We start from the raw sequence: 23,670 nt of genomic DNA, 5'->3' as shown, positions 1-23,670 counted from the left end.
GGATGCCCTGGCAGCTTATCGCGCTCCATAGCAAGTGATGTTAGCTGCCAGTCGGGACTTCATTACCTTTGAGCTAACACACCATGGATATACGGCATTTCCGCTATTTTCTGGCCGTTGCCCGGCAGCGCAATTTCACCCGCGCCGCCGAGCAACTGGGGATCGCACCGCCGACGTTGAGCCGGCAGATCCAGGACATGGAAAGCGAACTCGGCACGCGTTTGTTCCTGCGCCAGCAACGAGAAGTCAGCCTGACCGAGGCCGGGGCGGCGTTGGTCATCGAGGCCGAGGCGACCGTGCGCCAATTCGAGTTCGCCCAACGCAGCGCGCAACGTGCCGGGCGCGGCGATCTCGGCCATATCGAGCTGGGTTACGTGGCGTCGGCGGTGTATTCCGGTCTGCTGCAAAAACAGCTTCAGGCGTTTGGCCGCGAGTGTCCGGACGTCAGCTTGAATGTGCGTGAAAGCCCGATGGCGGCGTTGCCGGGCATGGTGGTCGATGGGCGGTTCGACATCGGTTATGTGCGTTCGCCGATGCCGTTGCCCGAAGGGCTGGAAGCGATTCGGCTGGATGCGGAAGGTTTTGTCCTGGCGCTGCCGGACGATTCCTGGTTGTGCCGTTTACCGCAGATCAGCCCGGCGCATTTGCAGAACGAAGCGTTCATCCTTCCCGAACAAATCAACGGCACGCTGCAGGTCGCCGCGCAGGGCGGCTTCGCCCCGAACCTGGGCGCGCAGCCGGGCGGGTTGGTCGCGGTGATAGCGTTGGTTTCATTGGGGCAGGGCGTGGCGGTAGTTCCGGAATCGGTGGTCGGGCATGTCGGGTTGCCGGGCGTGGTGTATCGGCCGATTGCCGGGTGTGAGGCGAGTTCGTGGTTGTCGATGATCTATCGGCGGTTCGAGAAATCGCCGGCCGTGGCCAGGTATATCGAGCAGATCAAAAAGCGCTGAAAGCATCGCGAGCAAGCTCGCTCCCACAGGGATCTTCGGCGTTCGATAGTCCCCTGTAGGAGCGAGCCTGCTCGCGATGGCGCCCTCAAGAACAGCACGATTTCAATCCATTACAGATTTTGTAATGATTTCCCGCTGTAGGAAATGTCGCTGTCCGCTGTACGCTCCAAGTCCTTTTTTCCTTTCAGGACCTGCATGAACACCCTCTCGGAGCCTCCCAGTCAGCCACCCATCTCGCGCATTCGCGCGGCCCTGACGCACGCCAGACACCCGGTTTTCCGACCTCGGTTTCCTTCTTTAATCACAGCCCTACGGCCCTCGCGCCGCACTTTGCCGTGCCCGGCATTCTGAATTCGCTGAAGAGATCGAGACATTTTTATGGAATGGATAGCTGACCCCACCGCCTGGCTGGGCTTGTTGACGTTGATCGTGCTGGAGCTGGTGCTCGGCATCGACAACCTGGTGTTTATCGCGATCCTGGCGGACAAATTGCCGCCGCATCAGCGTGACCGCGCGCGAATCATCGGGCTGTCGCTGGCGCTGCTGATGCGTTTGGGCCTGCTGGCGAGTATCTCGTGGCTGGTGACCCTGACCCAGCCGCTGTTCGAGGTGTTCGACAAGAGCTTCTCCGGGCGTGACCTGATCATGCTGTTTGGCGGCGTGTTCCTGTTGTTCAAAGCCACCATGGAATTGCACGAGCGGCTTGAGGGCCACGTCGGCCAGCGCGCGAGCAACGCGGTTTACGCGATGTTCTGGCCAATCGTTGCGCAGATCGTGGTGCTCGACGCGGTGTTCTCCCTCGACGCGGTGATTACCGCCGTCGGCATGGTTGATGAACTGGCGGTGATGATGATCGCGGTGATCATTTCCATCGGCCTGATGATCGTCGCGAGCAAACCGCTGACGCGCTTCGTCAACGAACACCCGACGGTGATCATGCTATGTCTGGGCTTCCTGATGATGATCGGTTTCGCGCTGACCGCTGAAGGCCTGGGTTTCCACATTCCAAAAGGTTATTTGTACGCGGCCATTGGTTTCTCGATTCTGATCGAAGTGTTCAACCAGATCGCCCGCGCCCGCCGCAAACGCTCGATGCAGGGCTTGCGCCCGTTGCGTGAGCGTACGGCCCACGCGGTGATGCGCCTGCTCGGCGGTCGCCGTTTGGCTGCCGAAGAAGTTGGCGAAGAAATTGCCGATTTGCTCGATCACGGCGAAACGCCGACTGAAGCGCTGTTCGACCGCCGTGAACGGGTGATGATCAGCGGCGTGCTGCAACTGGCCGAACGGCCTATTCGCACGCTGATGACGGTGCGGGCTGACGTCGATCACATCGATTTGTCCGACGACGCCGAGACTATTCGTACACGGCTGATGCATTCGTCCTACTCGCGATTGCCGCTGATCCGCGATGGCGCGGTAGATGAGCCGTTGGGCTTCGTGCATAAAAAGGAGCTGCTGAAGGATTACCTGGGCGGCACCGAGCCCGATCTGCGGGACCTGGCGCGCACCACGATCAATCTGCTGGAAAGCTATTCGATCCTCAATGCCCTGGAGCAGATGCGCAAAGCCTCGACGCACATTGCCTTTGTGGTCAATGAATTCGGCGACTTCGTCGGCATTTTGACCATGACCGACATTCTCGAATCGATTGCCGGCGAGCTGCCGGACGCCAGCGAAATCGAAGGCCCGGACGTCATTGAAGAGCAGGGCGGGTTTATGGTCAGTGGTGCGTTGAACCTGACGCGAGTGCGCCAGTTGACCGGCTTCAGCGCCGAGCCGACCGACAACTACCAAACCCTCGCCGGGCTGGTGATGAGCGTGCTCGATCGCCTGCCGATGATCGGCGACAGCCATGAGCGAGACGGCTGGCTGATGACGGTTATGGCGGTTGAAGAGCGGCGGGTGGTGCGGGTGATGTTGAAGCGTATCGACGGCTGATTCTTCAGCGATTTTGCGGGCCTCATCGCGAGCAGGCTCACTCCTACATTGGATCGCGAATGAACACCAAATGTGTGTTCACCACCAATCCCTGTAGGAGTGAGCCTGCTCGCGAAGCTTTCCAACCGACGACACACCCCTCAAACCCCAACCAACCCTCGCGCCCGCGGCACAGTGCACAACCCCCGCAACGTGCGCCGCAGCCACGCCAGATCATGCTGCGGTTTGCGCGCCTTGTGCCGGGCCCGCACCCGGCCAATATGCGCAACAAAATCCGCCTCCAGCTTCTGCTGACTGCCAAACCCCTTGAGCTTTTTCAGCAGCTTCCCATCCCGGTAAAACAACACCGTCGGCGTCCCCGTCACATCCGGGTGCCGCGGCGATTCGCGGGTGTTCAACATATAAATGCTCGCGTGATGCCGATACGGCTCGGCAGTCTCGCGGAAAATCGGCGCAGCCTCTTCGCAAGCAGGGCAATGCTCGTTACCGAAATATAGAATCACCGGCCGCCACGTGTTCAAGGCCTTGCGATACAGCGGCGGTAACGCCGTTGGAGAAGTTGTCGAACGCATGGAAATCTCCTTTTTCACAACGATCATCGAAGGCTCGATGACGTTAAAGGAGGGCGAGGGGTGGGTCTACTGTCAGAAATTACAGTTCGTTTTCCTACGCTCATATGGATTTGTCCCACTGCAGTGCAGGACAGGCCTGACGGTAAACGCGGAAACGCAGGAGTGGCGGGCGTGATACTTTTTAGTCAATCGTTCAGGGTGATAACCAAGAGGCATTGAGTGCAGCGTTTATGCCAAAAGGACGGGCCGGCCGCGCTTCAGAGTGCTATTTTTAGCACTTCTTAAAGCACCCCGAGGGACAAGGTTATGACACATATCGTGCTTTCGCAGGTTGTTGCGAGTATTTCTGAATTGAAGAAAAATCCAATGGGTACAGTTGCTGCGGGTGGTGGTCTGTCTGTCGCGATACTCAACCGTAACGAACCGGCTTTCTACTGTGTCCCCGCCAAAGAATACGAAGCGATGATCAATCGCTTGGATGATTTGGAGTTGATTGCCCTTTGTAAAGAACGGGAAAACGACCCGACCATAAAGGTCTCAATCGATGACCTATGAGCTGGAGTTTTCTGAAAAGGCTTGGAAGGAATGGAACAAACTCGGGGCGAATCTCAGAGAACAATTCAAAAAAAAGCTGCAAGAACGGATCTTGAATCCGCATGTTGCGGGCGACCGACTCCATGGGCTAGGAAATGCTTACAAGATCAAGCTGCAAAGCGCCGGGTATCGACTGGTATATCGCGTTAGAGATGAAGTTCTTATCGTCACCGTGATAGCCGTAGGCAAACGAGAGCGAGGAGAGGTTTATAAGGAGGCGCAAATGCGCTAATGCGTCACGGATTGACCGTTTCATCTCGCGTTCTCCTGCACTGCTGCGATGCACCCAGTGCGTCCGACTTCAATATTGTGGTGCAAATACCCGCTCAACTGAGGCAAACGGTAGCGCTCGCTAACCTGTGCATCCGGTAACGCTCTTTGGCGTCAGCCATCCATCCCTCTGATTCAAAACACATTTAAATCTCCCCCACACCCTGCACCCATCCTGTGGCACACTTTCTGCTGTCTATTCCGTTGTTACACACCGACGTCCGGTATAGCGGAATAAACATTAATCTGGAGTGCTTGCCATGCATCGCCGACCTTCCTTGTTTAAAGCGTGTGTCTTTCTGTTTGTGGCTACGGCTGCGGCTGTGGGTGTTGCCCAGGCGGCGGACAGCAAGCTCGATAGCGTGCTGGCCCGCGGGAAATTGATCGTCGGTACAGGCAGTACCAACGCGCCGTGGCATTTTCAGGGAGCGGACGGCAAGTTGCAGGGTTTTGATATCGACATCGCGCGGATCGTCGCCAAGGGTTTGTTTAACGACCCGAGCAAAGTCGAGTTCGTGGTGCAATCCTCCGATGCGCGGATTCCCAATCTGCTGACCGACAAGGTCGACATGAGTTGCCAGTTCATCACCGTCACCGCCAGCCGCGCGCAGCAGGTCGCGTTCACCCTGCCGTATTACCGCGAAGGCGTGGGCCTGCTGTTGCCGGCGAACAGCAAGTACAAGGAAATCGAAGACCTGAAAGCGGTGGGCGATGACGTTACGGTGGCGGTGTTGCAGAACGTGTACGCCGAAGAGCTGGTGCACCAGGCGTTGCCGCAGGCCAAGGTCGATCAGTACGACAGCGTCGATTTGATGTACCAAGCCGTGAACTCCGGGCGTGCCGACGCGGCCGCCACCGATCAGTCCTCGGTCAAATACCTGATGGTGCAGAACGCTGGCCGTTATCGCAGCCCGACCTATGCCTGGAGCCCGCAAACCTATGCATGCGCGGTTAAACGTGGCGATCAGGACTGGTTGAATTTCGTCAACACCGCGTTGCATGAAGCCATGACGGGCGTTGAGTTTCCGACCTACTCGGCATCGTTCAAACAGTGGTTTGGCGTAGACCTGCCGAGCCCGGCAATCGGTTTCCCAGTCGAATTCAAATGATCCCGTGAGAGCAGGGCGGCTGCCACAGCGCCCCGCTCAAGGTATTGCTGACCATGAATTATCAGTTGAACTTTGCGGCCGTCTGGCGCGATTTCGACACCTTGCTGGCAGGGCTCGGTCTGGGCCTGGAGCTGGCGCTGGTGTCGATCGCGATCGGCTGCGTGATTGGCCTGCTGATGGCGTTTGCCTTGTTATCGAAGCATCGCGCATTGCGGGTGCTGGCGTCGGTGTACGTGACGGTGATCCGCAACACGCCGATTCTGGTGTTGATTCTGTTGATCTACTTTGCCTTGCCGAGCCTGGGCATTCGCCTCGACAAGATCCCTTCGTTCATCGTCACGCTGTCGTTGTATGCCGGCGCGTACCTGACCGAAGTGTTCCGTGGCGGCTTGTTGAGCATTCCCAAGGGTCAGCGCGAAGCAGGGCTGGCGATCGGCCTCGGCGAGTGGCAGGTCAAGGCTTACGTGACCGTGCCGGTGATGCTGCGCAACGTCCTGCCGGCGCTGTCGAACAACTTCATTTCACTGTTCAAGGACACCTCGCTGGCGGCGGCGATTGCCGTGCCGGAGCTGACCTATTACGCGCGCAAGATCAATGTCGAGAGCTACCGGGTGATTGAAACCTGGATGGTCACCACTGCGCTCTATGTTGCGGCCTGTTACCTCATCGCCATGCTGCTGCGTTACCTCGAGCAGCGTCTGGCGATCCGCCGATAGGAGCCTCTCATGTACGAATCCCCCAGTTGGCTGCATGAGTTATGGATTGCCCGCGAAACCCTGTTGTCGGGGTTCATCACCAGCGTGCAAGTTTCGGCGCTGGCGATTCTGTTCGGCACCTTGATCGGCATTGTGGCCGGGCTGGTGCTGACTTACGGCAACGTCTGGATGCGCGCACCGTTTCGCTTTTACGTCGACATCATCCGTGGCACGCCAGTGTTTGTGCTGGTGCTCGCCTGCTTCTACATGGCGCCGGCGCTGGGCTGGCAGATCAGCGCGTTTCAGGCCGGTGCCTTGGGGCTGACGCTGTTTTGCGGTTCGCACGTCGCGGAAATTGTCCGCGGTGCCTTGCAAGCGTTGCCGCGTGGGCAGATGGAAGCGGGCAAGGCGATTGGCCTGACGTTTTATCAATCGCTGGGCTATGTGCTGTTGCCGCAAGCCTTGCGGCAGATCCTGCCGACCTGGGTCAACTCGTCCACCGAAATCGTCAAGGCCTCGACCTTGCTGTCGGTGATCGGCGTCGCCGAGTTGCTGCTGAGCACGCAACAAATCATCGCCCGGACCTTCATGACTCTGGAGTTTTACCTGTTCGCCGGTTTCCTCTTCTTCGTCATCAACTACGCCATCGAATTACTCGGCCGGCACATTGAAAAGCGGGTGGCTTTGCCATGACTCAGACTTCTATCGCAGCAAACGGCCAGGCCCTGCTGGACATTCGCGGCCTGCATAAACAATACGGCCCACTCGAAGTGCTCAAGGGCGTCGACCTGACCATGCAGCGCGGCAATGTGGTCACGCTGATCGGTTCCAGCGGCTCGGGGAAAACCACGCTGCTGCGTTGCGTGAACATGCTCGAAGAGTTTCAGGGTGGGCAGATCCTGCTCGATGGCGAATCGATCGGTTACGACGAGGTCAACGGCAAACGCGTGCGTCACGGTGAAAAAGTCATCGCCCGCCATCGCGCGATGACCGGCATGGCGTTCCAGCAATTCAACCTGTTTCCGCACCTTACGGCGTTGCAGAACGTCACGCTCGGCTTGCTCAAGGTCAAGAAGCTGCACAAGGATCAAGCCGTCGCGCTCGCGGAAAAATGGCTGGAGCGCGTCGGCCTGCTGGAACGCCGCGATCACTATCCCGGCCAGTTGTCCGGCGGGCAGCAGCAGCGCGTGGCGATTGCCCGGGCGATTGCGATGAACCCGAGCCTGATGCTGTTTGACGAAGTGACTTCGGCGCTCGACCCGGAGTTGGTCGGCGAAGTGCTGAACGTGATCAAGGGCCTCGCCGATGAAGGCATGACCATGCTGCTGGTGACCCACGAAATGCGTTTTGCCTTCGAAGTCTCGGACAAGATCGTGTTCATGAATCAGGGCCGGATCGAAGAGCAGGGGCCACCCAAGGAATTGTTCGAACACCCGAAATCGCCGCGTCTGGCGGAGTTTCTGAAGAACACGCGTTTCTGATTTTTTTCACATTTTTACGAATTTTCAACCAGGAGAAACATTCATGAGCATTACTCGTTACGGCACCGGCAGCACCGCTGCTGGCGGCCAGCCTCGACCTTTCGCCCGCGCCGTTGAAGCCGATGGCTGGCTGCACGTTTCCGGGCAGGTGCCGGCGGTGGATGGCGAGATCATCACTGGCGGCATTGTCGAACAGACCCACCAGACCATGAAGAACCTGATCGCGATCCTCGAAGAAGCCGGTTATGGCCTGGAAGACGTGGTGCGCGCCGGGGTGTGGCTGGAGGATCCGCGAGATTTCAGCAGTTTCAACAAGGTTTTCTCCGAGTACTTCAAAAGCGAACACGCCCCGGCCCGCGCCTGTGTGCAAGCGAACATGATGGTCGACTGCAAAGTCGAGATCGACTGCATTGCGTACAAGAAAAAGGCCTGAGACTGGCGCTGACTGCTTCGCGGGCAAGCCTCGCTCCTACAGGGGAATGCGGTTTCATGTAGGAGCGAGGCTTGCCCGCGAAGGCGCCATAACAGTCACCACCGTACTCTGGTTAAACTCCCGGCACTTTGAATGGGAACTTGAAACATGACCGAAGACACCATCAAGCGCCGGGCACGAGGTCTGGACCGGGCGTTCGATATTCTCGATTTCCTCAAGGAAATCGGCCAGCCGCTGCGCCCCAACGAAATTGCCAGTGGCATCGGCAGCCCGAAATCGACGGTCTACGAACTGGTCGCTTCGCTGCTCGAACGACGGATTCTCGAACCGGTCGGCAAGGACGGTCACGTCTACCTCGGCCGCCAGTTGTACTTCCTCGGGCAGGCGCACTTGCGGCATTTCGACCTCACCCGCGAGGCCGATCACGCCTTGCAGGAGATCGTCAGCCAGACCCGCGAAACCGCCCAGATGTGCCTGCTGAACGGGCGCAAATACACGGTGGCGCTGATGAAGGAGGGCGAGCGGCATTTCCGCATTTCATCGGATATTGGGGAAAACGCGCCGATTCCGTGGACCGCTTCCGGGCGCCTGCTGCTGTCGCACCTGAGCGATCAAGCGATCGTCGACCTGATCGACCACGATGACTTCATCCTGCCCAACGGTGAACGCCTGCCGCTGGAGCAGTTTCTTCAAGAAATCCGTCAGGCCGGTGTCGACGGCTTTTTCTCCTTCGACAGCGTCGCCGACACCTTTACCCACTGCTTCGCCGCCCCGGTCAAAGACCCCAACGGCGTGGCCATTGCGACCCTGTGCATCGTCGCCCCAAGGGCCGACGCAAAAAACAATTACAACGACTATCGCCGGGTGCTGATCGACAGCGCCAACAGCCTCGCCCGGCGTATCAACGAATAAAGCGGCTGCCTGCGGCCGCGAATGTAAGGAGTTCGACCATGTATTCTGCCAAATCCGCTGCGCCATCCACTGCTCAAGCCACTGCGCAATCAACGGCCAACGTCGAAAAAGGCTTTGCGCCATTGGGCGCACACCTGGTGCGCGACGTCAGCCTGCCAGCGCTGGTGCTGCACCGTGAAGCGCTGGAACACAACATTCGCTGGATGCAGGCGTTTGTCAGCAACAGCGGCGCGCAACTGGCGCCGCATGGCAAAACCAGCATGACCCCGGCGCTGTTCCGGCGCCAACTGGACGCCGGCGCCTGGGGCATCACCCTCGCCAGCGCCACGCAGACTCGCGCCGGTTACGCGCATGGCGTGCGCCGGGTGTTGATGGCCAACCAATTGGTCGGCACACCGAACATGGCGCTGATCGCCGATTTGCTCGCCGACCCGACGTTCGAATTCCACTGCATGGTCGATGACCCGGACAACGTCGCCGACCTCGGCGCCTACTTCGCCTCGCGCGGCGTGCGGCTCAACGTGATGATCGAGTACGGCGTGGTCGGCGGACGTTGCGGTTGCCGCAGCGAGCAGGAAGTGATCGAGCTGGCCAAAGCCATCGCTGCCCAACCGGCACTCGCGTTGACCGGCATCGAGGGTTACGAAGGGGTGATTCACGGCGATCACGCGGTCAGCGGCATTCGCGAATTCGCCGCGTCGCTGGTGCGCCTCGCGGTGCAGTTGCAGGACAGCGGCGCGTTTGCCATTCCCAAGCCGATCATCACCGCGTCAGGCTCGGCGTGGTACGACTTGATCGCCGAATCGTTCGAAACCCAGAACGCCGGCGGACGTTTCCTCAGCGTGCTGCGCCCCGGCAGTTACGTGGCGCACGACCACGGTATCTATAAAGAGGCGCAATGCTGCGTGCTCGACCGCCGCAGCGACCTGCACGAAGGCCTGCGTCCGGCGTTGGAAGTCTGGGCGCACGTGCAATCGTTGCCGGAGCCGTGGTTTGCGGTGATTGCCCTGGGCAAACGCGACGTCGCCTACGATGCCGGTTTGCCAGTGCCGTTGTTGCGCTACAAGGCCGACGTAGTGCCATCGATTGGCGACGACGTGAGCGCCTGCAAAGTGACGGCGGTGATGGACCAGCATGCGTTCATGACGGTCGCGCCGGGGGTTGAGTTGCGCGTGGGCGACATCATTTCGTTCGGCACTTCGCACCCGTGCCTGACCTTTGATAAATGGCGTACCGGGTGTCTGGTGGATGAGCAGTTGCAGGTGATCGAGAACATGCAGACCTGTTTCTAAGGATTGAGACCGAGGCGCGGCATTCGCGGGCAAGCCTCGCTCCTACGGGGAACGCACCCTGCAGGAGTGAGCCTGCTCGCGATGGCATCCGCCCAGACAACATCGCATCACCAGAGACCCGAACAACCATGAACACCGCAAAATCCCCACGCATCGCCCTGATCGGCGAATGCATGATCGAACTGCAACAGCGCGCCGATGGCAGCCTGCAGCAAAGTTTCGGCGGCGACACACTGAACACCGCGGTTTACCTGTCCCGCGAACTTGGGGGGCGGGCGACCGTGGATTACGTCACCGCGCTCGGCGATGACAGTTTCAGCGACGCCATGTGCCAGAGCTGGGCCAGTGAAAACATCGGCCTGGGCATGGTCCAGCGCTTGCCCGGCCGTTTGCCCGGTTTGTATTGCATCCAGACCGACGCCGCTGGTGAGCGGCGCTTTCTCTACTGGCGCAGCGAAGCGGCGGTGCGCAGCTGCTTCACCACGCCCGCCGCGGCGCCGATTCTCGCGGCGTTGCCGGATTACGACGTGTTGTATTTCAGCGGAATAACCTTGGCCGTGCTCGGCGAACAAGGTCGCGTGAAGCTCCTGCAAACGTTGATTGACGCGCGCCAGCGCGGCGCGCAAATCGTCTTCGACAACAATTACCGACCACGCCTGTGGCCGTCACTGGAAGAGGCGCGCGCGGCGTATCGCAGTGTGCTGCCGTATGTGGACTTGGCGCTGCTGACCGTCGATGACGAGCAGGCGCTGTTTCACTTCGCCGACAGCGATGCGGTGTTTGCTGCTTACGAACAGATCGGCACGCCGGAAGTGGTGCTCAAGCGTGGCGCCGAGGCTTGCCTGATTCGTTGCGCGGGTGAGTCGTTTGAAGTGCCAGCGCAGCGGGTTGAGCGGGTGGTCGACACTACAGCGGCGGGGGATTCGTTTAGTGCGGGTTATCTGGCGAGTCGGTTGCAGGGTGGCAGCCCGGTTGCGGCGGCGGAGGCTGGGCATGCGTTGGCGAGCAGAGTTATTCAGTTCCCTGGAGCACTGATCCCAAGAGATTGAACTATCACCATGGTGGCGAGGGGCGGCCGAATGCCGCATAAGCGGGGGCGGCTTCGCCACCCAACGGGGGCAAGCCCCCTCGCCACAGGGGAATGCAACCGATCAATCGCGGTAAAACACTTGCACCAGGTGATAGCCGAATTTGCTCTTGATCGGCCCGTGCACCACGCGCAGCGGTTTTTTGAAGATGACCGCGTCGATCACGCCAACCATCTGCCCCGGCCTCACTTCGCCCAGATCGCCGCCGCGCTTGCCGGACGGGCAGGTCGAGAACTTCTTGGCCAGCACATCAAACGCTTCACCCTTGGCGATGCGTTGTTTCAGTTGCTCGGCTTCTTCTGATGTTTTCACCAGAATATGGCGGGCTTGAGCTTTCATGGATACGTTTACCTTGCAACGGTGATGACAGCGGGGCGCGCGATTATGCCTCAACTCACTGCGGTTGGCCGATCATCGTGCGAATCTTGTTCGCCAACACCTCAATCGAAAACGGCTTGGCGACCATGTCCATGCCTTCATCGAGGAAGCCCTGACGCTCGGCGGCTTTCTCCGCGTAACCGGTCATGAACAAGACTTTCAGGTCCGGCCGATGCTGGCGGGCGATTTCCGCCAATTGCCGGCCATTCATGCCCGGCAGTCCGACATCAGTCACCAGCAAATCCACGCGCAGATCCGATTCGAGCAACGGCAGGGCGGCGCGCGCGTCTTCAGCCTCGTGCGCGTGATAACCCAGCTCGTTGAGCAAATTCAGCACCAGCATCCGCACCGCCGGATCGTCCTCGACCAACACCACGGTTTCCCCTTCGATGGCCGAAGGCGCCGCGCCGCTGTCCGCGAGCAACACGTCCTGCGGCGTGCCGAGGTGCAAGCGCGGCAAGTACAGGCGCACGCAAGTGCCTTGGTCCGGAACGCTGTCGAGGCTGGCGTGGCCCCCCGACTGCTGGGCAAAACCGTAGATCATCGACAAACCGAGGCCGGTGCCCTGGCCGATGGGCTTGGTGGTGAAGAACGGATCGAAGGCTTTGGCCAGCACCGACGGGCTCATGCCGGTGCCGTTGTCGCTGACCGCAATCATCAGGTAGTCGCCGGCCTTCACCGATTCCAGCGACAGCAAATCGCTGCCGTCGAGATAGACATTCGCGGTTTCGATCAGCAAGCGGCCGCCATCGGGCATCGCGTCGCGGGCGTTGATCACCAGGTTGAGCAGGGCGTTTTCCAGTTGGCTGACATCGGTGCTGACCGGCCAGACGTCTTCGGCGAGTTTCAGGTGCAGCTCGATATGGTCGCCTTTGGTGCGGGTCAGCAGGTCTTCCAGCGACTCAATCAGTTCGTTGGCATTCAGCGGTTTGCGGTCCAGCGACTGCCGGCGCGAAAACGCCAGCAAGCGGTGGGTCAACGCCGCCGCACGGTTGGCCGAGGACACTGCGGCTTCCATGAACCGCCCGACTTCGGCCGCGCGGCCATCGGCGATGTAGCGCTGCATCAAGTCGAGGCTGCCGATGATGCCGGTGAGCATGTTGTTGAAGTCGTGGGCAATGCCGCCAGTGAGCTGGCCGACCGCTTCCATTTTTTGCGCGTGGCGCAAAGCGTCTTCGGCGCGCTCGCGCTCGACCATCTCGTTTTGCAGACGCTGGTTGGCTTCGGCCAGTTGCTGGGTGCGTGCGCCGACGCGCTCTTCGAGGGTTTCATTGAGATTGCGCAGCGCTTCTTCAGTGACTTTGCGTTCGCTTTCATCAATGACAAAAATGTAAAAACCATTCACTGCGCCGTCCGCGCCGTGCCGCGGCAGGTAATTCATCAGCGCGCTGCGGATGCTGCCATCGCGATGTTTGGTGTCGATGCTGAACGAGCAGGATTTGCCGGCCAGCGCCTCTTTGATGTATTCGGCACGCAATTGATAGGCGTGCTCGCCGAGCACTTCCTCGATGGTTTTGCCGAACAGTTCCTGCGGCGTCAGCCCGTACCAGTCGAGGTACGCCGCATTGTTCAAGCGGAAACGCTGATCCCGGTCGACGTAGCTGATCAGGATCGGCATCGCGTTGATGATCAGTTGCAGCTCGGTCTGGCTCTGGCGCAACGCCTGCTCGGTATTTTTGCGCTCGGTCAGGTCCAGCGCGGCGCCGAGGAAGCGTGTCGGTCGGCCATGGTGATCCTTGTAGCAACGCCCTCGGGCGAACACCCAGCGCAACTCGCCGTCGGCTTGCAGCAAGCGGTATTCCTCGGCGTATTCGGTGCCGTGGGTGATGCAATGCTTGATGCTGCGCGCGACCATGCTGCGGTCTTCGGGGTGCACGCCTTGCAGGTATGCACTGATCGGCAACTGGCTGGCCTGCGCCGGATCGACGCCGTGCAACTGGGCAAAATGCGCGTCGGCAATGAACCGATCTTCGCCGATGTCCCAATCCCAGGTGCCGACCGCATCGGTCGCGGCCAGCGCCAGTTGCAGACGTTGTTCGGTATCACGCTGGGCCTTGAGGCTGTCGGCGGAGCGCTGTTCGAGTTCGAGGGCGATGCGCCGGCGTTCGTTGGTTTCGATGGCGGTCACCAGAATCCCGGCGACCTCGGCGTTTTCATCGCGTATCGGGCTGTAGGTCAAATCGAGCCAGAAGTCAGAATTGCCTTCGTCGCGATGCAGGGTAAAGCGCTGCTCGCTGTAGGAACGCACCTGGCCTTGCAGGACGGCGCGGTAAATCGGGTCGGTAAAGTCTTTTAATTCAGGCCACACCAGGTGCGTAGGCTGTCCGAAAGCGTGCGGGTGCTTGCTTCCGGTCAACAGGGCGAAGCCGTCGTTGTAGATCTGTGTGAGCTGCGGGCCCCATAACAAAAGCATGGGCATCGGCGAATGAATCACGATGTCTACCGCGGTGCGCAGGCTTTGCGGCCAGCGACTGGCGGCGCCCAAGGGGCTGCGGCTCCAGTCGAGTCGGGCGATCAAGGCCTGGGCATCGCTGCCGGTCGGTGATGCGTTCATCAAAATGTCCTGCACGTCGGTCGCTGTGGCTACGTCTTTTTGAGGCTACGTCTACTATTGCTGCAAAGCGATAGACGCTGGATGGCCCGAGTCGTCACTGATTCGGGTCATATCTGTTCATTGAAAGCTTTGCAGGTGTTTTTTGCCATGGAAATTAATGCGCTGTTGCGGCAACTGGCCAGTCAGGACGGCTCCGATCTTTACCTCTCCACCGGCGCGCCGCCCAGCGCGCGGTTCGATGGCGTGCTCAAAGCGCTGTCGGACGAGCGCTTCAAACCCGGCGAAATCGCCGCGATGGCCGAGTCCATCATGGACGCCGAACAGCGCCTGGAGTTCGATCGGGAATTGGAAATGAACCTGGCGATCTCCCTCGCCGGCATCGGCCGCTTTCGCATCAACCTGTTCAAGCAGCGCAACGACGTGTCGATTGTCGCGCGCAACATCAAACTCGATATCCCGCGTTTCGAAGACCTCAACCTGCCACCCGTGCTGCTCAAAGCGGTGATGCTCAAGCAAGGCCTGATGCTGTTCGTCGGCGCTACCGGTTCCGGCAAATCGACGTCGCTGGCGGCCCTGATCGATTACCGCAATCGCCACAGCAGCGGCCACATCATCACCATCGAAGACCCGGTGGAGTATATCCACCGGCACAAAAAATCGATCATCAACCAACGCGAAGTCGGCGTTGATACCCGCAGCTTTCACGCGGCGCTGAAAAACACCCTGCGCCAGGCCCCGGACGTGGTGCTGATCGGCGAGATTCGCGACCGCGAAACCATGGAGCACGCGCTGTCATTTGCCGACACCGGGCACCTGGTGATCTCGACATTGCATGCGCACAACGCCAATCAGGCGCTCGATCGCATCGTCAATTTCTTCCCGCAGGAACGCCGGGAACAGCTGGTGCATGACTTGGGCAACAACCTCAAGGCCTTCGTTTCGCAACGCCTGGTGCGCACCATTGACGGCCAGCGGCGGGCGGCGGTGGAAGTGATGCTTGGCTCGCCGACCATTGCGGATTTGATCCGGCGTAATGCGCTGGATGAGCTGAAAGGCATCATGGAGAAATCGCTGGAACTGGGCATGCAGACGTTTGACGGGGCGTTGTACGGGTTGGTGGTGGAAGGCGCGATCAGTGAGGCGGAAGCGTTGAAACATGCCGACTCACAAAACAACCTGCGCCTGCGCCTGAAGCTGCACGCCGACGCATCGCCCACCCAGCCACCCTCCGGTGAATGGGGCTTGATGGACTGAAACCAGCACAAATCCCTCATCCTGCACAAATCCCTGTGGGAGCCGAGCTTGCTCGCGATAGCGGTGTGTCATCCAGCATTGATGTCGGCTGACATGACGCCATCGCGAGCAAGCTTTGCTCCTACATTGGTGATGCGCCGCACGCGAATCACTCATCCGGCACAAACCTCTGTAGGAGCTGAGCTTGCTCGCGATAGCGGTGGGTCATCCAGCGTTGATGTCGGCTGACACGACGCCATCGCGAGCAAGCTTTGCTCCTACATTGGTTATGCGCCGCACGCGAATCACTCATCCGGCACAACCCCCTGTGGGAGCCGAGCTTGCTCGCGATGGCGGTGGGTCAGGCAACATTGATGTTGAATGTGCGGCAGCTTTCGCGAGCAAGCTTTGCTCCTACGGGTCGGTGTTCAGTCCGAGAGTTCTGGGCGATTGCGGAATTGTTCCAGGGCTTCGGGGTTGGCCAGCGCATCGGTGTTTTTCACCGCTTGCCCGTGCACCACGTTGCGTACCGCCAACTCCACTACCTTGCCGCTGATGGTGCGGGGGATATCGCTGACTTGAACAATCTTCGCTGGTACATGCCGGGGCGTGGTGTTGGCGCGGATGACTTGGCGAATCTGCTGTTGCAGCGTTTCATCGAGCGTCACGCCATCCTTGAGCCGGACAAACAACACCACGCGCACGTCATCCTGCCATTGCTGGCCGATCGCGACGCTGTCCAGCACCTGCGGAATTTTTTCCACCTGACGGTAGATTTCGGCGGTGCCGATGCGCACGCCGCCGGGGTTGAGCACGGCGTCGGAGCGGCCGTGAATCATCATCCCGCCATGTGCCAACTGTTCGGCGTAATCGCCTTGCGCCCACACGCCCGGGAACTGGCTGAAGTACGACGCGCGGAGTTTTTCGCCGTCCGGGTCGTGCCACAAGCCAATCGGCATCGCCGGAAAGTGCCGGGTGCAGACCAATTCACCTTTCTCGCCGATCACCGCTTGCCCGGCGTCATTCCACACCTCGACCGCCATGCCCAGGCTTTTGCCCATCATCTCGCTGCGGCGCACGGCGGACAGGGGATTGCCGTTGACGAAACACGAAACTATGTCGGTGCCGCCAGACATCGAGGCCAGGCACACGTCGCTTTTGAAGTCGCGGTAGACGAAGTCGTAACTCTGCGGCGACAGCGCCGAACCCGTGCACAGCAGGGTTTGCAGACTGCTCAGGTCATGGCTTTGCCGAGGTCGCACGCCACTGCTTTCCAGCGTCGCCAAAAACTTCGGACTGGTGCCAAAAACGTTGATGCGTTCGTCGTCGATCAAGTCGAGCAAACGCTCGGGGCCGGGATAAAACGGTGAGCCGTCGTACAACACCAACGCGCTGCCGACCGCCAGCGCCGAGACCAGCCAGTTCCACATCATCCAGCCGCACGTCGTGTAGTAGAACAAACGGCTGCCGGGGCCGAGATCGCAGTGCAAACCGTGTTCCTTGACGTGCTGCAACAACACGCCGCCGCTGCTGTGGATGATGCACTTCGGCACACCGGTGGTGCCGCTGGAATACAGGATGTACAGCGGATGAGCGAACGGCACAGCGACGAAATCCGGCTCGCCGCCGACAGCATAAAAATCTTGCCACAGCGTCACGTTGGCCTCGGTGCGAAAGTCATCGCTGCGCGTTTGCGGGCGCGCGTACGGGACGATGATCAAATGCTGCAACGTCGGCAGGCGTTCGAGGATTTCATTGAGTTTGGCTGACTGGTCAATGTCCTTGCCGGCATAACGATAACCGGCGCACGTGATCAGCACTTTCGGCTCGATCTGGCCGAAACGGTCGATCACTCCTTGGGTGCCGAAGTCCGGCGATGAACAGGACCAGATTGCCCCAAGGCTGGTGGTCGCGAGCATGGCCACCAGGGTTTGCCAGGTGTTGGGCATGCACGCGGCGACGCGGTCGCCGAGGCCGACGCCGGCGGCTTTCAGGCTGTTTTGGAAACCGCTGACGTGGCTGGCCAGTTCAGCCCAGGTCAGTTGTTCGCGCTGACCGTTTTCGGCGATGGCGACCACCGCAACCGCATCGTCGCGCCGGCGCAGCAAGTGCTCGGCAAAGTTCAGCGTCGCGCCGGGGAACCACTCGGCGCTGGGCATGTGCGAGCCTTCGCGCAGCACCGCATCGGGTTGCTGGTGAAAACGAATGTCGAAGACATCGGCGATGGCTTGCCAGAAGGCTTCGCGCTGAACAATCGACCATTGATGCAGGGCAGGGTAGTCGGCGATTTCCAGCTGATGCCGCTGATTGATGAAGCGCCGAAACGCCTCCATGCGGGTCTTGCCGATGCGCTCGGCGCCGGGTTGCCACAAGATGTCGGACATGGCTTGCCTCTTTTGGCTTATCTGCACACACGCGGGCTATTTGTTGAACGAGCTTGTGTGGCGAGGGGGCTTGCCCCCGTTCGGCGGCGAAGCAGTCGTAAATCCATGCAACTCGGTGGCCCGAAGGAATGCAGGGCCCGCTGCGCGACCCAACGGGGGCTAGCCCCCTCGCCACAGCAAACCGCACGCATTCGGGGTCTAGCGCCTGGTTACTGCGCCAACCACCCGCCATCAATATTCCACGCCGCGCCACGCACCTGGCTGCCGGCCTCGCTGCACAGAAACAGCACCAGTTCGCCGAGTTGCGGCGGTGTGACGAATTCCAGCGACGGCTGCTTCTCGGCGAGCAAATCATGCTGCGCCTGCTGCGGGTCGATGCCTTTGGCGGCGCGGTCATCAATCTGCTTTTGCACCAGCGGCGTCAGCACCCAACCCGGACAAATCGCATTGCACGTCACCTGCGTGGTCGCGGTTTCGAGGCCGACCACTTTGGTCAACCCGATCACCCCATGCTTGGCCGCGACATACGCCGCTTTGCCCACCGAGCCGACCTGGCCGTGCACCGAGGCGATATTGATGATCCGCCCCCAATTCTTTGCGCGCATCTGCGGCAGGCACAAACGGCTGCTGTGAAACACCGACGACAAGTTGATCGCGATAATCGAATCCCAGCGCTCCAGCGGAAAATCTTCCACCGCCGCCACATGCTGAATGCCCGCGTTGTTCACCAGAATGTCGACGCCGCCGAACTCACGCTCGGCGTAGGCGATCATCTCGGCGATCTGCTGCGGGTCGCTGACGTCGGCCGGGTGATGGCCGACCTTGCCGCCAAATTGCCCGACCTCGGCAATCACTGCCGCCGCATCGCCGAAACCATTGAGGACCACGTTGGCCCCAGCCTTGGCCAGGCTCAGGGCAATGCCCAGGCCGATGCCGCTGGTGGAACCGGTGACCAATGCGGTCTTGCCTGTCAGAGTCGTCATGAATACCTCACACAATGCCAGTGGCGTAGAAAGTACCGATCACCACAAAAACCGCCAGGGTCTTGATCAGCGTAATACAGAAAATGTCTTTGTAGGCTTCGCGGTGCGTCAGCCCGGTGACCGCGAGCAGGGTAATCACCGCGCCGTTGTGCGGCAGGGTGTCCATGCCGCCGCTGGCCATCGCCGCCACGCGGTGCAGCACTTCCAGCGGAATGTCCGCCGCGTGCGCTGCGGCAATGAAATCATTGGCCATCGCCGCCAGCGCAATGCTCATGCCGCCCGACGCCGAACCGGTGATGCCGGCCAACAGGGTCACGGTGATCGCTTCATTGACCAGCGGATTGGGAATGTTCTTCAGCCAGTCGGCCAGCACCAGGAACCCCGGCAAGGACGCGATCACCGCGCCAAAGCCGTATTCGGACGCGGTGTTCATCGCCGCCAGCAGCGCGCCGCTGACCGCACTTTTGCTGCCCTCGGCCAGCTTGCTGCGGATCGCCTGAAAACCAAACGCCAACACCATGAGGATGCCGACCAGCAGCGCCGCTTGCACCGCCCAGATCGCCGTGAGTTTGGCGATTTCAGTGGTGACCGGCGTCGCCATGCCGGGCAACGACAGGCTGTGGGTCTTGCCGTACCACTGCGGAATCCAGTGAGTGAACAGCAGGTTCATGATGCCCACCGCCAACAGCGGCGACAGCGCGATCCACGGATTGGGCAGCTTGATGTCGGCAGCGGTTTCCGGTTCGTTGCGCAACTCGGTGCCGTAACCTTCACCGGCACGCTGGGCCTTGTTGCGTTGGCGTTGCAGAAACAGCATGCCGGCGCAGAACACGAAGATCGTCCCGATCAGCCCCAGCCACGGCGCGGCCCACGCGGTGGTGTTGAAGAAGGTACTGGGGATGATGTTCTGTATTTGCGGGGTGCCGGGCAGGGCGTCCATGGTGAAGGAAAACGCGCCGAGGGCGATGGTCGCCGGGATCAGGCGTTTGGGGATATTGCTCTGGCGGAACATCTCGGCGGCAAACGGGTACGCCGCAAACACCACCACAAACAGCGAAACGCCGCCGTACGTCAGCAGCGCACAGACCAGCACAATCACCAGCATCGCTTGCCGCGTGCCGAGCAAGCGAATGGCCGCCGCAACAATCGAGCGCGAGAAACCCGACAACTCGATCAGCTTGCCGAACACCGCGCCGAGCAGGAACACCGGGAAATACAGTTTGATGAAACCGACCATCTTGTCCATGAACACCCCGGTAAACGCGGGTGCGACGGCGGACGGATCGGTGAGCAGCACCGCACCGAGGGCGGCAATCGGGGCAAAAAGGATAACGCTGTAGCCACGGTAGGCAGCCAGCATCAGCAGCGTCAGCGCTGCCAAGGCAATGATCACACTCATGGGGGTGTGTCTCCTGGTTTGTTATTTTTGTAGGGTGATGCTTGTGGGAGAGGGCTTTAGCGGGAATCGTGCCAGATGGATAAGGTCTTGAAATATAAGCGGAATATTTTTTGATGGGAGGCGTATTTTGAAATTTGTCTCGGTTTTGAGATTTGCTTTGTCGGTGAGGACGCTTTCGTGGGCAAGCCTCGCTCCTACAGATACGGCGCCGGCCTTGTAGGAGCGAGGCTTGCCCGCGAAGGGGCCCTGTCTACCAACAGAGATCAATATCTCTCTAAAGAGACTCAACAATCCCCAACGCCACCATCTTCTTGTACAAAGTTGACCGCCCCAGCCCCAATCGCGCCGCCGCTTCAACCACTTTGCCGCCACATTGCGCCAGTGCCGCCTCAATCAACTGGCGATCAAACCGCTCCCGCGCCTGGCTAAACGTTTCCAGAACCACCGGCTCAAACACCGAATTCGCCACACGCTCAACCGGCGTAAACGTGCCAATCGCCCCGCGCATATCCGTCGCTGTCAGCACCAGGTCATCACTCAACAACGCCGCGCGCTCCAGCACGTTACGCAGTTCGCGAATATTCCCCGGCCAGGCATGCTGCCCAAGTAACTTCAGCGCTTCGCGATTCAATTCATGCTGACTGCGCAGTTCTTCAAGAATCGCTTCGCTGAGCGCCGGAATATCATCCAGACGATCACGTAGCGGCGGCACCTGGATCGGCAACACGTTGAGCCGGTAATACAGATCCGCACGAAACTCGCCGCGCTTGATCGCCGCTTCGAGGTCAGTAGACGTCGCCGCAATCACCCGCACATCGCTCTGGATCACTTCGTTGGAACCCACCGGTTCGAACTCTTTTTCCTGCAACACCCGCAGCAGTTTGCTTTGCAGCGGCAACGGCATGTCGCCGATTTCATCAAGAAACAACGTACCGCCCTGGGCGATTTGCAGTTTGCCGACCCGGCCCTTGCGATCGGCGCCGGTGAACGCGCCGGGGGCGGTGCCGAAGAATTCCGCTTCCAGCAACGCCTCGGGAATCGCCGCGCTGTTGATGCTGACAAACGCCTTGTGCGCGCGCGGCGAAGCGCCGTGAATGGCCTGTGCCAACAGCTCTTTGCCGGTGCCGGTTTCGCCGAGCAGCAACACGGGTGATTCGGCGCTGGCACTGCGTCGGGCGCGGCGTTTGACCTCAAGGCTGGCGGCGCTGGTGCCGATGAAATGGGCAAAGTTGTATTTGGTCTGGCGCGCACGCAGCAGCGAACGGGTCGAGGCCAGTTCTTCCTGCATGCTCAGGTAGCGCTTGAGCATCGGCGACAGGCTGCGCAATTCATCGAACAAGGCAAAACCGATGGCGCCAATCACCGCGCCGGCGTCGTCGTGGATCGGCAGGCGCATCACCACCAGCGGTTCCTTGGGCGTGTCTTGCATGTCGAGCAGAATCGGCCGCCCGGTGCGCACCACTTCGCGTAACAAACTGCCGGGGATCACACTTTCACAGGATTTGCCGATCGCCACTTCAGCGGACTCCAGACCAAAACGCCGGGCGTAGCGCTCGTTCATCCAGACGATGTTGGCGTCGCGGTCGACAATCACCGTGCCTTCGCTCGATTGCTCGATGATCTCGAACAACGAACGGATCGCCAGCAAGCGCACGCGCTGGTAGTCCTTGAGGCTTTCGCTGGTGTTCATGTTGGTCAGGTCCGGAAGTTGTGGTGGTTTTCAGGGCCCCATCGCGAGCAAGCTCGCTCCCACATTGGATTTGCGGCGTTCAAAAATCCAATGTGGGAGCGAGCTTGCTCGCGATGGCCGCACCTCGGTTACAAGGCCTTACACCAAATGCGCCGCCGCCAGCAGTTCCTTGGTGTACGGATGCTGCGGCGTATCAAACACGTCATGGCTAGCGCCGCTTTCCACGACTTTGCCGTCCTTGATCACGATCATGTCGTGCGCCAGCGCGCGCACCACCGCCAGGTCGTGGCTGATGAATAGATAGGTCAGCCCATGCTTTTCCTGCAGATCGCGGAGCAGGGCGACCACTTGTTTTTGCACCGTGCGGTCGAGCGCCGAGGTCGGTTCGTCGAGCAGGATCAGCGCCGGTTTCAGCACCAGTGCGCGGGCGATGGCGATGCGTTGGCGCTGGCCACCGGAAAACTCGTGCGGATAACGATGGCGGCTCTGCGGGTCGAGGCCAACCTCCTCGAGTGCGCGAATCACTTCAGCCTTGCACTGTTCGGCGGTCAGCTGGCTGTGCACTTCCAGGCCTTCGCTGATGATCTGCGCCACCGACATGCGCGGGCTCAAACTGCCGAAAGGATCCTGGAACACCACCTGCATTTTCTTGCGCCACGGTCGCAGCTGCTTTTGCGTCAAACCGTCCAGCGCCTCACCCTGAAAGCGAATGCTGCCTTCGGAATCGAGCAACCGCAGGATCGCCTGACCCAGCGTCGACTTGCCCGAACCGGACTCACCGACGATGCCCAAGGTCTTGCCGCGCTGCACGTTGAGGCTGATGCCATCCACCGCGTGCAAATAGGTCTTGCGCTGAAACAAACCGCCGCCCATGGCGAATTTGACTCGCAAGTCGTCGACCTCCAGCACGTTCTCGCGCTCATCGCGCGGCAGCGCTTCACCCTCCGGTTCGGCGTTGAGCAGCACGCAGCTGTAAGGATGTTTCGGCTCGGTAAACAGCGTTTCGCACGGTGCTTGCTCGACAATGTCCCCGGCCTTCATCACGCAAACCCGCTGGGCGATGCTGCGCACCAGATTGAGGTCATGGCTGATCAATAACAGCGACATGCCGAGGCGTTGTTGCAGGGATTTGAGCAGCAGCAGAATTTTGCGTTGCACCGTGACGTCGAGCGCGGTGGTCGGCTCGTCGGCGATCAGCAATTCCGGTTCGCAGGCCAGGGCCATGGCGATCATCACCCGCTGCCGTTGGCCGCCGGACAACTGATGCGGATAAGCCTTGAGCCGTTCCTTGGGATGTTGGATGCCGACCAGTCCCAGCAACTCAAGAATCCGCGCCTGCGCCGCTTTGCCCGCCAGGCCCTTGTGCACCAGCAAGGTTTCGCCGATCTGCTTTTCGATGCTGTGCAGCGGGTTCAGCGAGGTCATCGGCTCTTGGAAAATCATCGCGATGCGGTCGCCGCGCAACTGACGCAAGACCTTGGCATCGGCGCCGACCAGCTCCTGGCCGCGATAACGAATGCTGCCAGTGGTCACGGTGCCTTCTTCGGGTAGCAGTTGCAGGATCGAATGCGCGGTCACCGATTTGCCCGAACCCGACTCGCCGACCAGCGCCAGGCACTCGCCGGGGCGGATGTCCAGGCACAGATTGCGCACCACGGTCTGGCCGCTGAAGGCGACGTTGAGGTCACGGATTTCGATGAGGTTTTCAGTCATGT

General features: G+C 60.3%; 21 protein-coding genes. 13 read left to right on the top strand and 8 right to left on the bottom strand.

All coding sequences use genetic code 11. The features are described 5' to 3' along the window. Positions 1-83: 83 nt before the first annotated feature. Together BLU01_RS00390 and BLU01_RS00385 are read left to right on the top strand one after the other, a co-directional pair. Complete coding sequence (locus BLU01_RS00390) at positions 84-950, top strand: LysR family transcriptional regulator (protein ID WP_092269257.1); 867 nt, start codon at positions 84-86, stop codon at positions 948-950. A gap of 378 nt (positions 951-1,328) precedes the next feature. Next, the gene (locus tag BLU01_RS00385; RefSeq protein WP_092269254.1) at positions 1,329-2,888 is read left to right on the top strand and encodes a TerC family protein; all 1,560 of its coding nucleotides are present in this window, start codon (positions 1,329-1,331) and stop codon (positions 2,886-2,888) included. Positions 2,889-3,028: 140 nt separating this feature from the next. On the opposite strand, the gene BLU01_RS00380 is transcribed toward BLU01_RS00385, so the two are convergent. Then, positions 3,029-3,460, bottom strand: coding sequence for a thioredoxin family protein (locus tag BLU01_RS00380; RefSeq protein ID WP_092269252.1), 432 nt, complete (start codon positions 3,458-3,460; stop codon positions 3,029-3,031). A gap of 306 nt (positions 3,461-3,766) precedes the next feature. Between BLU01_RS00380 and BLU01_RS00375 the strand changes: the two genes are divergently transcribed. From BLU01_RS00375 to BLU01_RS00330, 10 genes are all read left to right on the top strand, one after another. Then, on the top strand, positions 3,767-4,015 hold the full coding sequence (locus BLU01_RS00375) for a type II toxin-antitoxin system Phd/YefM family antitoxin (protein WP_092269249.1): 249 nt from the start codon (positions 3,767-3,769) through the stop codon (positions 4,013-4,015). Next, positions 4,005-4,286 carry a type II toxin-antitoxin system RelE family toxin gene (locus tag BLU01_RS00370; protein WP_092269246.1) on the top strand — a complete coding sequence of 94 codons (282 nt, stop codon included), beginning with the start codon at positions 4,005-4,007 and terminating at the stop codon, positions 4,284-4,286. Before BLU01_RS00375 ends, BLU01_RS00370 begins: the two co-directional genes overlap by 11 nt. Before the next feature lie 298 nt (positions 4,287-4,584). Then, positions 4,585-5,433 carry a transporter substrate-binding domain-containing protein gene (locus tag BLU01_RS00365; RefSeq protein WP_092269243.1) on the top strand — a complete coding sequence of 283 codons (849 nt, stop codon included), beginning with the start codon at positions 4,585-4,587 and terminating at the stop codon, positions 5,431-5,433. Between the two features lie 53 nt (positions 5,434-5,486). After that, complete coding sequence (locus BLU01_RS00360; RefSeq protein WP_092269241.1) at positions 5,487-6,149, top strand: amino acid ABC transporter permease; 663 nt, start codon at positions 5,487-5,489, stop codon at positions 6,147-6,149. A gap of 9 nt (positions 6,150-6,158) precedes the next feature. After that, a complete protein-coding gene (locus tag BLU01_RS00355) occupies positions 6,159-6,821 on the top strand; it encodes an amino acid ABC transporter permease (RefSeq protein WP_092269237.1) in 663 nt (220 codons plus the stop codon). Next, the gene (locus BLU01_RS00350; protein WP_092269234.1) at positions 6,818-7,609 is read left to right on the top strand and encodes an amino acid ABC transporter ATP-binding protein; all 792 of its coding nucleotides are present in this window, start codon (positions 6,818-6,820) and stop codon (positions 7,607-7,609) included. Before BLU01_RS00355 ends, BLU01_RS00350 begins: the two co-directional genes overlap by 4 nt. A gap of 43 nt (positions 7,610-7,652) precedes the next feature. Beyond that, on the top strand, positions 7,653-8,042 hold the full coding sequence (locus BLU01_RS00345; protein ID WP_092269232.1) for a RidA family protein: 390 nt from the start codon (positions 7,653-7,655) through the stop codon (positions 8,040-8,042). A 147-nt stretch (positions 8,043-8,189) separates the two neighbouring features. Further along, a complete protein-coding gene (locus BLU01_RS00340) occupies positions 8,190-8,954 on the top strand; it encodes an IclR family transcriptional regulator (protein ID WP_092269230.1) in 765 nt (254 codons plus the stop codon). 38 nt (positions 8,955-8,992) lie between these two features. Beyond that, positions 8,993-10,246 carry an amino acid deaminase gene (locus tag BLU01_RS00335; protein WP_092269227.1) on the top strand — a complete coding sequence of 418 codons (1,254 nt, stop codon included), beginning with the start codon at positions 8,993-8,995 and terminating at the stop codon, positions 10,244-10,246. 128 nt (positions 10,247-10,374) lie between these two features. Next, a complete protein-coding gene (locus tag BLU01_RS00330) occupies positions 10,375-11,295 on the top strand; it encodes a sugar kinase (protein WP_092269225.1) in 921 nt (306 codons plus the stop codon). A gap of 102 nt (positions 11,296-11,397) precedes the next feature. Here the strand turns inward: BLU01_RS00330 and BLU01_RS00325 are convergent, their stop codons facing one another. Together BLU01_RS00325 and BLU01_RS00320 are read right to left on the bottom strand one after the other, a co-directional pair. Further along, positions 11,398-11,673: a peptidylprolyl isomerase gene (locus tag BLU01_RS00325; RefSeq protein WP_029293742.1), complete on the bottom strand. Its 276-nt coding sequence runs from the start codon at positions 11,671-11,673 to the stop codon at positions 11,398-11,400. A 55-nt stretch (positions 11,674-11,728) separates the two neighbouring features. After that, positions 11,729-14,266, bottom strand: coding sequence for a PAS domain-containing hybrid sensor histidine kinase/response regulator (locus BLU01_RS00320; protein WP_092269222.1), 2,538 nt, complete (start codon positions 14,264-14,266; stop codon positions 11,729-11,731). 147 nt (positions 14,267-14,413) lie between these two features. Between BLU01_RS00320 and BLU01_RS00315 the strand changes: the two genes are divergently transcribed. Continuing rightward, positions 14,414-15,520, top strand: a complete 1,107-nt coding sequence (locus BLU01_RS00315) for a PilT/PilU family type 4a pilus ATPase (protein ID WP_092281394.1) — start codon at positions 14,414-14,416, stop codon at positions 15,518-15,520. A 407-nt stretch (positions 15,521-15,927) separates the two neighbouring features. On the opposite strand, the gene BLU01_RS00310 is transcribed toward BLU01_RS00315, so the two are convergent. The 5 genes from BLU01_RS00310 to BLU01_RS00290 form a co-directional block, all read right to left on the bottom strand. Then, positions 15,928-17,883, bottom strand: a complete 1,956-nt coding sequence (locus tag BLU01_RS00310) for an acetoacetate--CoA ligase (protein WP_092269219.1) — start codon at positions 17,881-17,883, stop codon at positions 15,928-15,930. 209 nt (positions 17,884-18,092) lie between these two features. Next, positions 18,093-18,866 (bottom strand): 3-hydroxybutyrate dehydrogenase, encoded by a 774-nt coding sequence (gene hbdH, locus BLU01_RS00305; RefSeq protein WP_092269216.1) that lies wholly within the window; start codon positions 18,864-18,866, stop codon positions 18,093-18,095. A 7-nt stretch (positions 18,867-18,873) separates the two neighbouring features. Continuing rightward, positions 18,874-20,265, bottom strand: coding sequence for a GntP family permease (locus BLU01_RS00300; RefSeq protein ID WP_092269213.1), 1,392 nt, complete (start codon positions 20,263-20,265; stop codon positions 18,874-18,876). A 274-nt stretch (positions 20,266-20,539) separates the two neighbouring features. Further along, on the bottom strand, positions 20,540-21,955 hold the full coding sequence (locus BLU01_RS00295) for a sigma-54 interaction domain-containing protein (RefSeq protein ID WP_092269210.1): 1,416 nt from the start codon (positions 21,953-21,955) through the stop codon (positions 20,540-20,542). A 138-nt stretch (positions 21,956-22,093) separates the two neighbouring features. Further along, entirely contained in the window at positions 22,094-23,668 is a 1,575-nt protein-coding gene (locus tag BLU01_RS00290) for an ABC transporter ATP-binding protein (protein WP_092269207.1), read from the bottom strand. Positions 23,669-23,670: the final 2 nt, after the last annotated feature.

It is taken from the genome of Pseudomonas prosekii (assembly GCF_900105155.1).
GTDB classification, from domain to species: domain Bacteria; phylum Pseudomonadota; class Gammaproteobacteria; order Pseudomonadales; family Pseudomonadaceae; genus Aquipseudomonas; species Aquipseudomonas prosekii.
The sequence above is the reverse complement of the archived record's forward strand: the minus strand, read 5'-3'. Positions and strand labels throughout refer to the sequence as shown.

Coding starts and splice junctions, on each gene's coding strand:
- BLU01_RS00350 (WP_092269234.1), top strand. CDS start 6,818: ATGACTCAGACTTCTATCGCAGCAAACGGCCAGGCCCTGCTGGACATT.
- hbdH (WP_092269216.1), bottom strand. CDS start 18,866: ATGACGACTCTGACAGGCAAGACCGCATTGGTCACCGGTTCCACCAGC.
- BLU01_RS00345 (WP_092269232.1), top strand. CDS start 7,653: ATGAGCATTACTCGTTACGGCACCGGCAGCACCGCTGCTGGCGGCCAG.
- BLU01_RS00360 (WP_092269241.1), top strand. CDS start 5,487: ATGAATTATCAGTTGAACTTTGCGGCCGTCTGGCGCGATTTCGACACC.
- BLU01_RS00300 (WP_092269213.1), bottom strand. CDS start 20,265: ATGAGTGTGATCATTGCCTTGGCAGCGCTGACGCTGCTGATGCTGGCT.
- BLU01_RS00370 (WP_092269246.1), top strand. CDS start 4,005: ATGACCTATGAGCTGGAGTTTTCTGAAAAGGCTTGGAAGGAATGGAAC.
- BLU01_RS00385 (WP_092269254.1), top strand. CDS start 1,329: ATGGAATGGATAGCTGACCCCACCGCCTGGCTGGGCTTGTTGACGTTG.
- BLU01_RS00380 (WP_092269252.1), bottom strand. CDS start 3,460: ATGCGTTCGACAACTTCTCCAACGGCGTTACCGCCGCTGTATCGCAAG.
- BLU01_RS00365 (WP_092269243.1), top strand. CDS start 4,585: ATGCATCGCCGACCTTCCTTGTTTAAAGCGTGTGTCTTTCTGTTTGTG.
- BLU01_RS00290 (WP_092269207.1), bottom strand. CDS start 23,668: ATGACTGAAAACCTCATCGAAATCCGTGACCTCAACGTCGCCTTCAGC.
- BLU01_RS00330 (WP_092269225.1), top strand. CDS start 10,375: ATGAACACCGCAAAATCCCCACGCATCGCCCTGATCGGCGAATGCATG.
- BLU01_RS00315 (WP_092281394.1), top strand. CDS start 14,414: ATGGAAATTAATGCGCTGTTGCGGCAACTGGCCAGTCAGGACGGCTCC.
- BLU01_RS00320 (WP_092269222.1), bottom strand. CDS start 14,266: ATGAACGCATCACCGACCGGCAGCGATGCCCAGGCCTTGATCGCCCGA.
- BLU01_RS00375 (WP_092269249.1), top strand. CDS start 3,767: ATGACACATATCGTGCTTTCGCAGGTTGTTGCGAGTATTTCTGAATTG.
- BLU01_RS00390 (WP_092269257.1), top strand. CDS start 84: ATGGATATACGGCATTTCCGCTATTTTCTGGCCGTTGCCCGGCAGCGC.
- BLU01_RS00335 (WP_092269227.1), top strand. CDS start 8,993: ATGTATTCTGCCAAATCCGCTGCGCCATCCACTGCTCAAGCCACTGCG.
- BLU01_RS00355 (WP_092269237.1), top strand. CDS start 6,159: ATGTACGAATCCCCCAGTTGGCTGCATGAGTTATGGATTGCCCGCGAA.
- BLU01_RS00295 (WP_092269210.1), bottom strand. CDS start 21,955: ATGAACACCAGCGAAAGCCTCAAGGACTACCAGCGCGTGCGCTTGCTG.
- BLU01_RS00340 (WP_092269230.1), top strand. CDS start 8,190: ATGACCGAAGACACCATCAAGCGCCGGGCACGAGGTCTGGACCGGGCG.
- BLU01_RS00310 (WP_092269219.1), bottom strand. CDS start 17,883: ATGTCCGACATCTTGTGGCAACCCGGCGCCGAGCGCATCGGCAAGACC.
- BLU01_RS00325 (WP_029293742.1), bottom strand. CDS start 11,673: ATGAAAGCTCAAGCCCGCCATATTCTGGTGAAAACATCAGAAGAAGCC.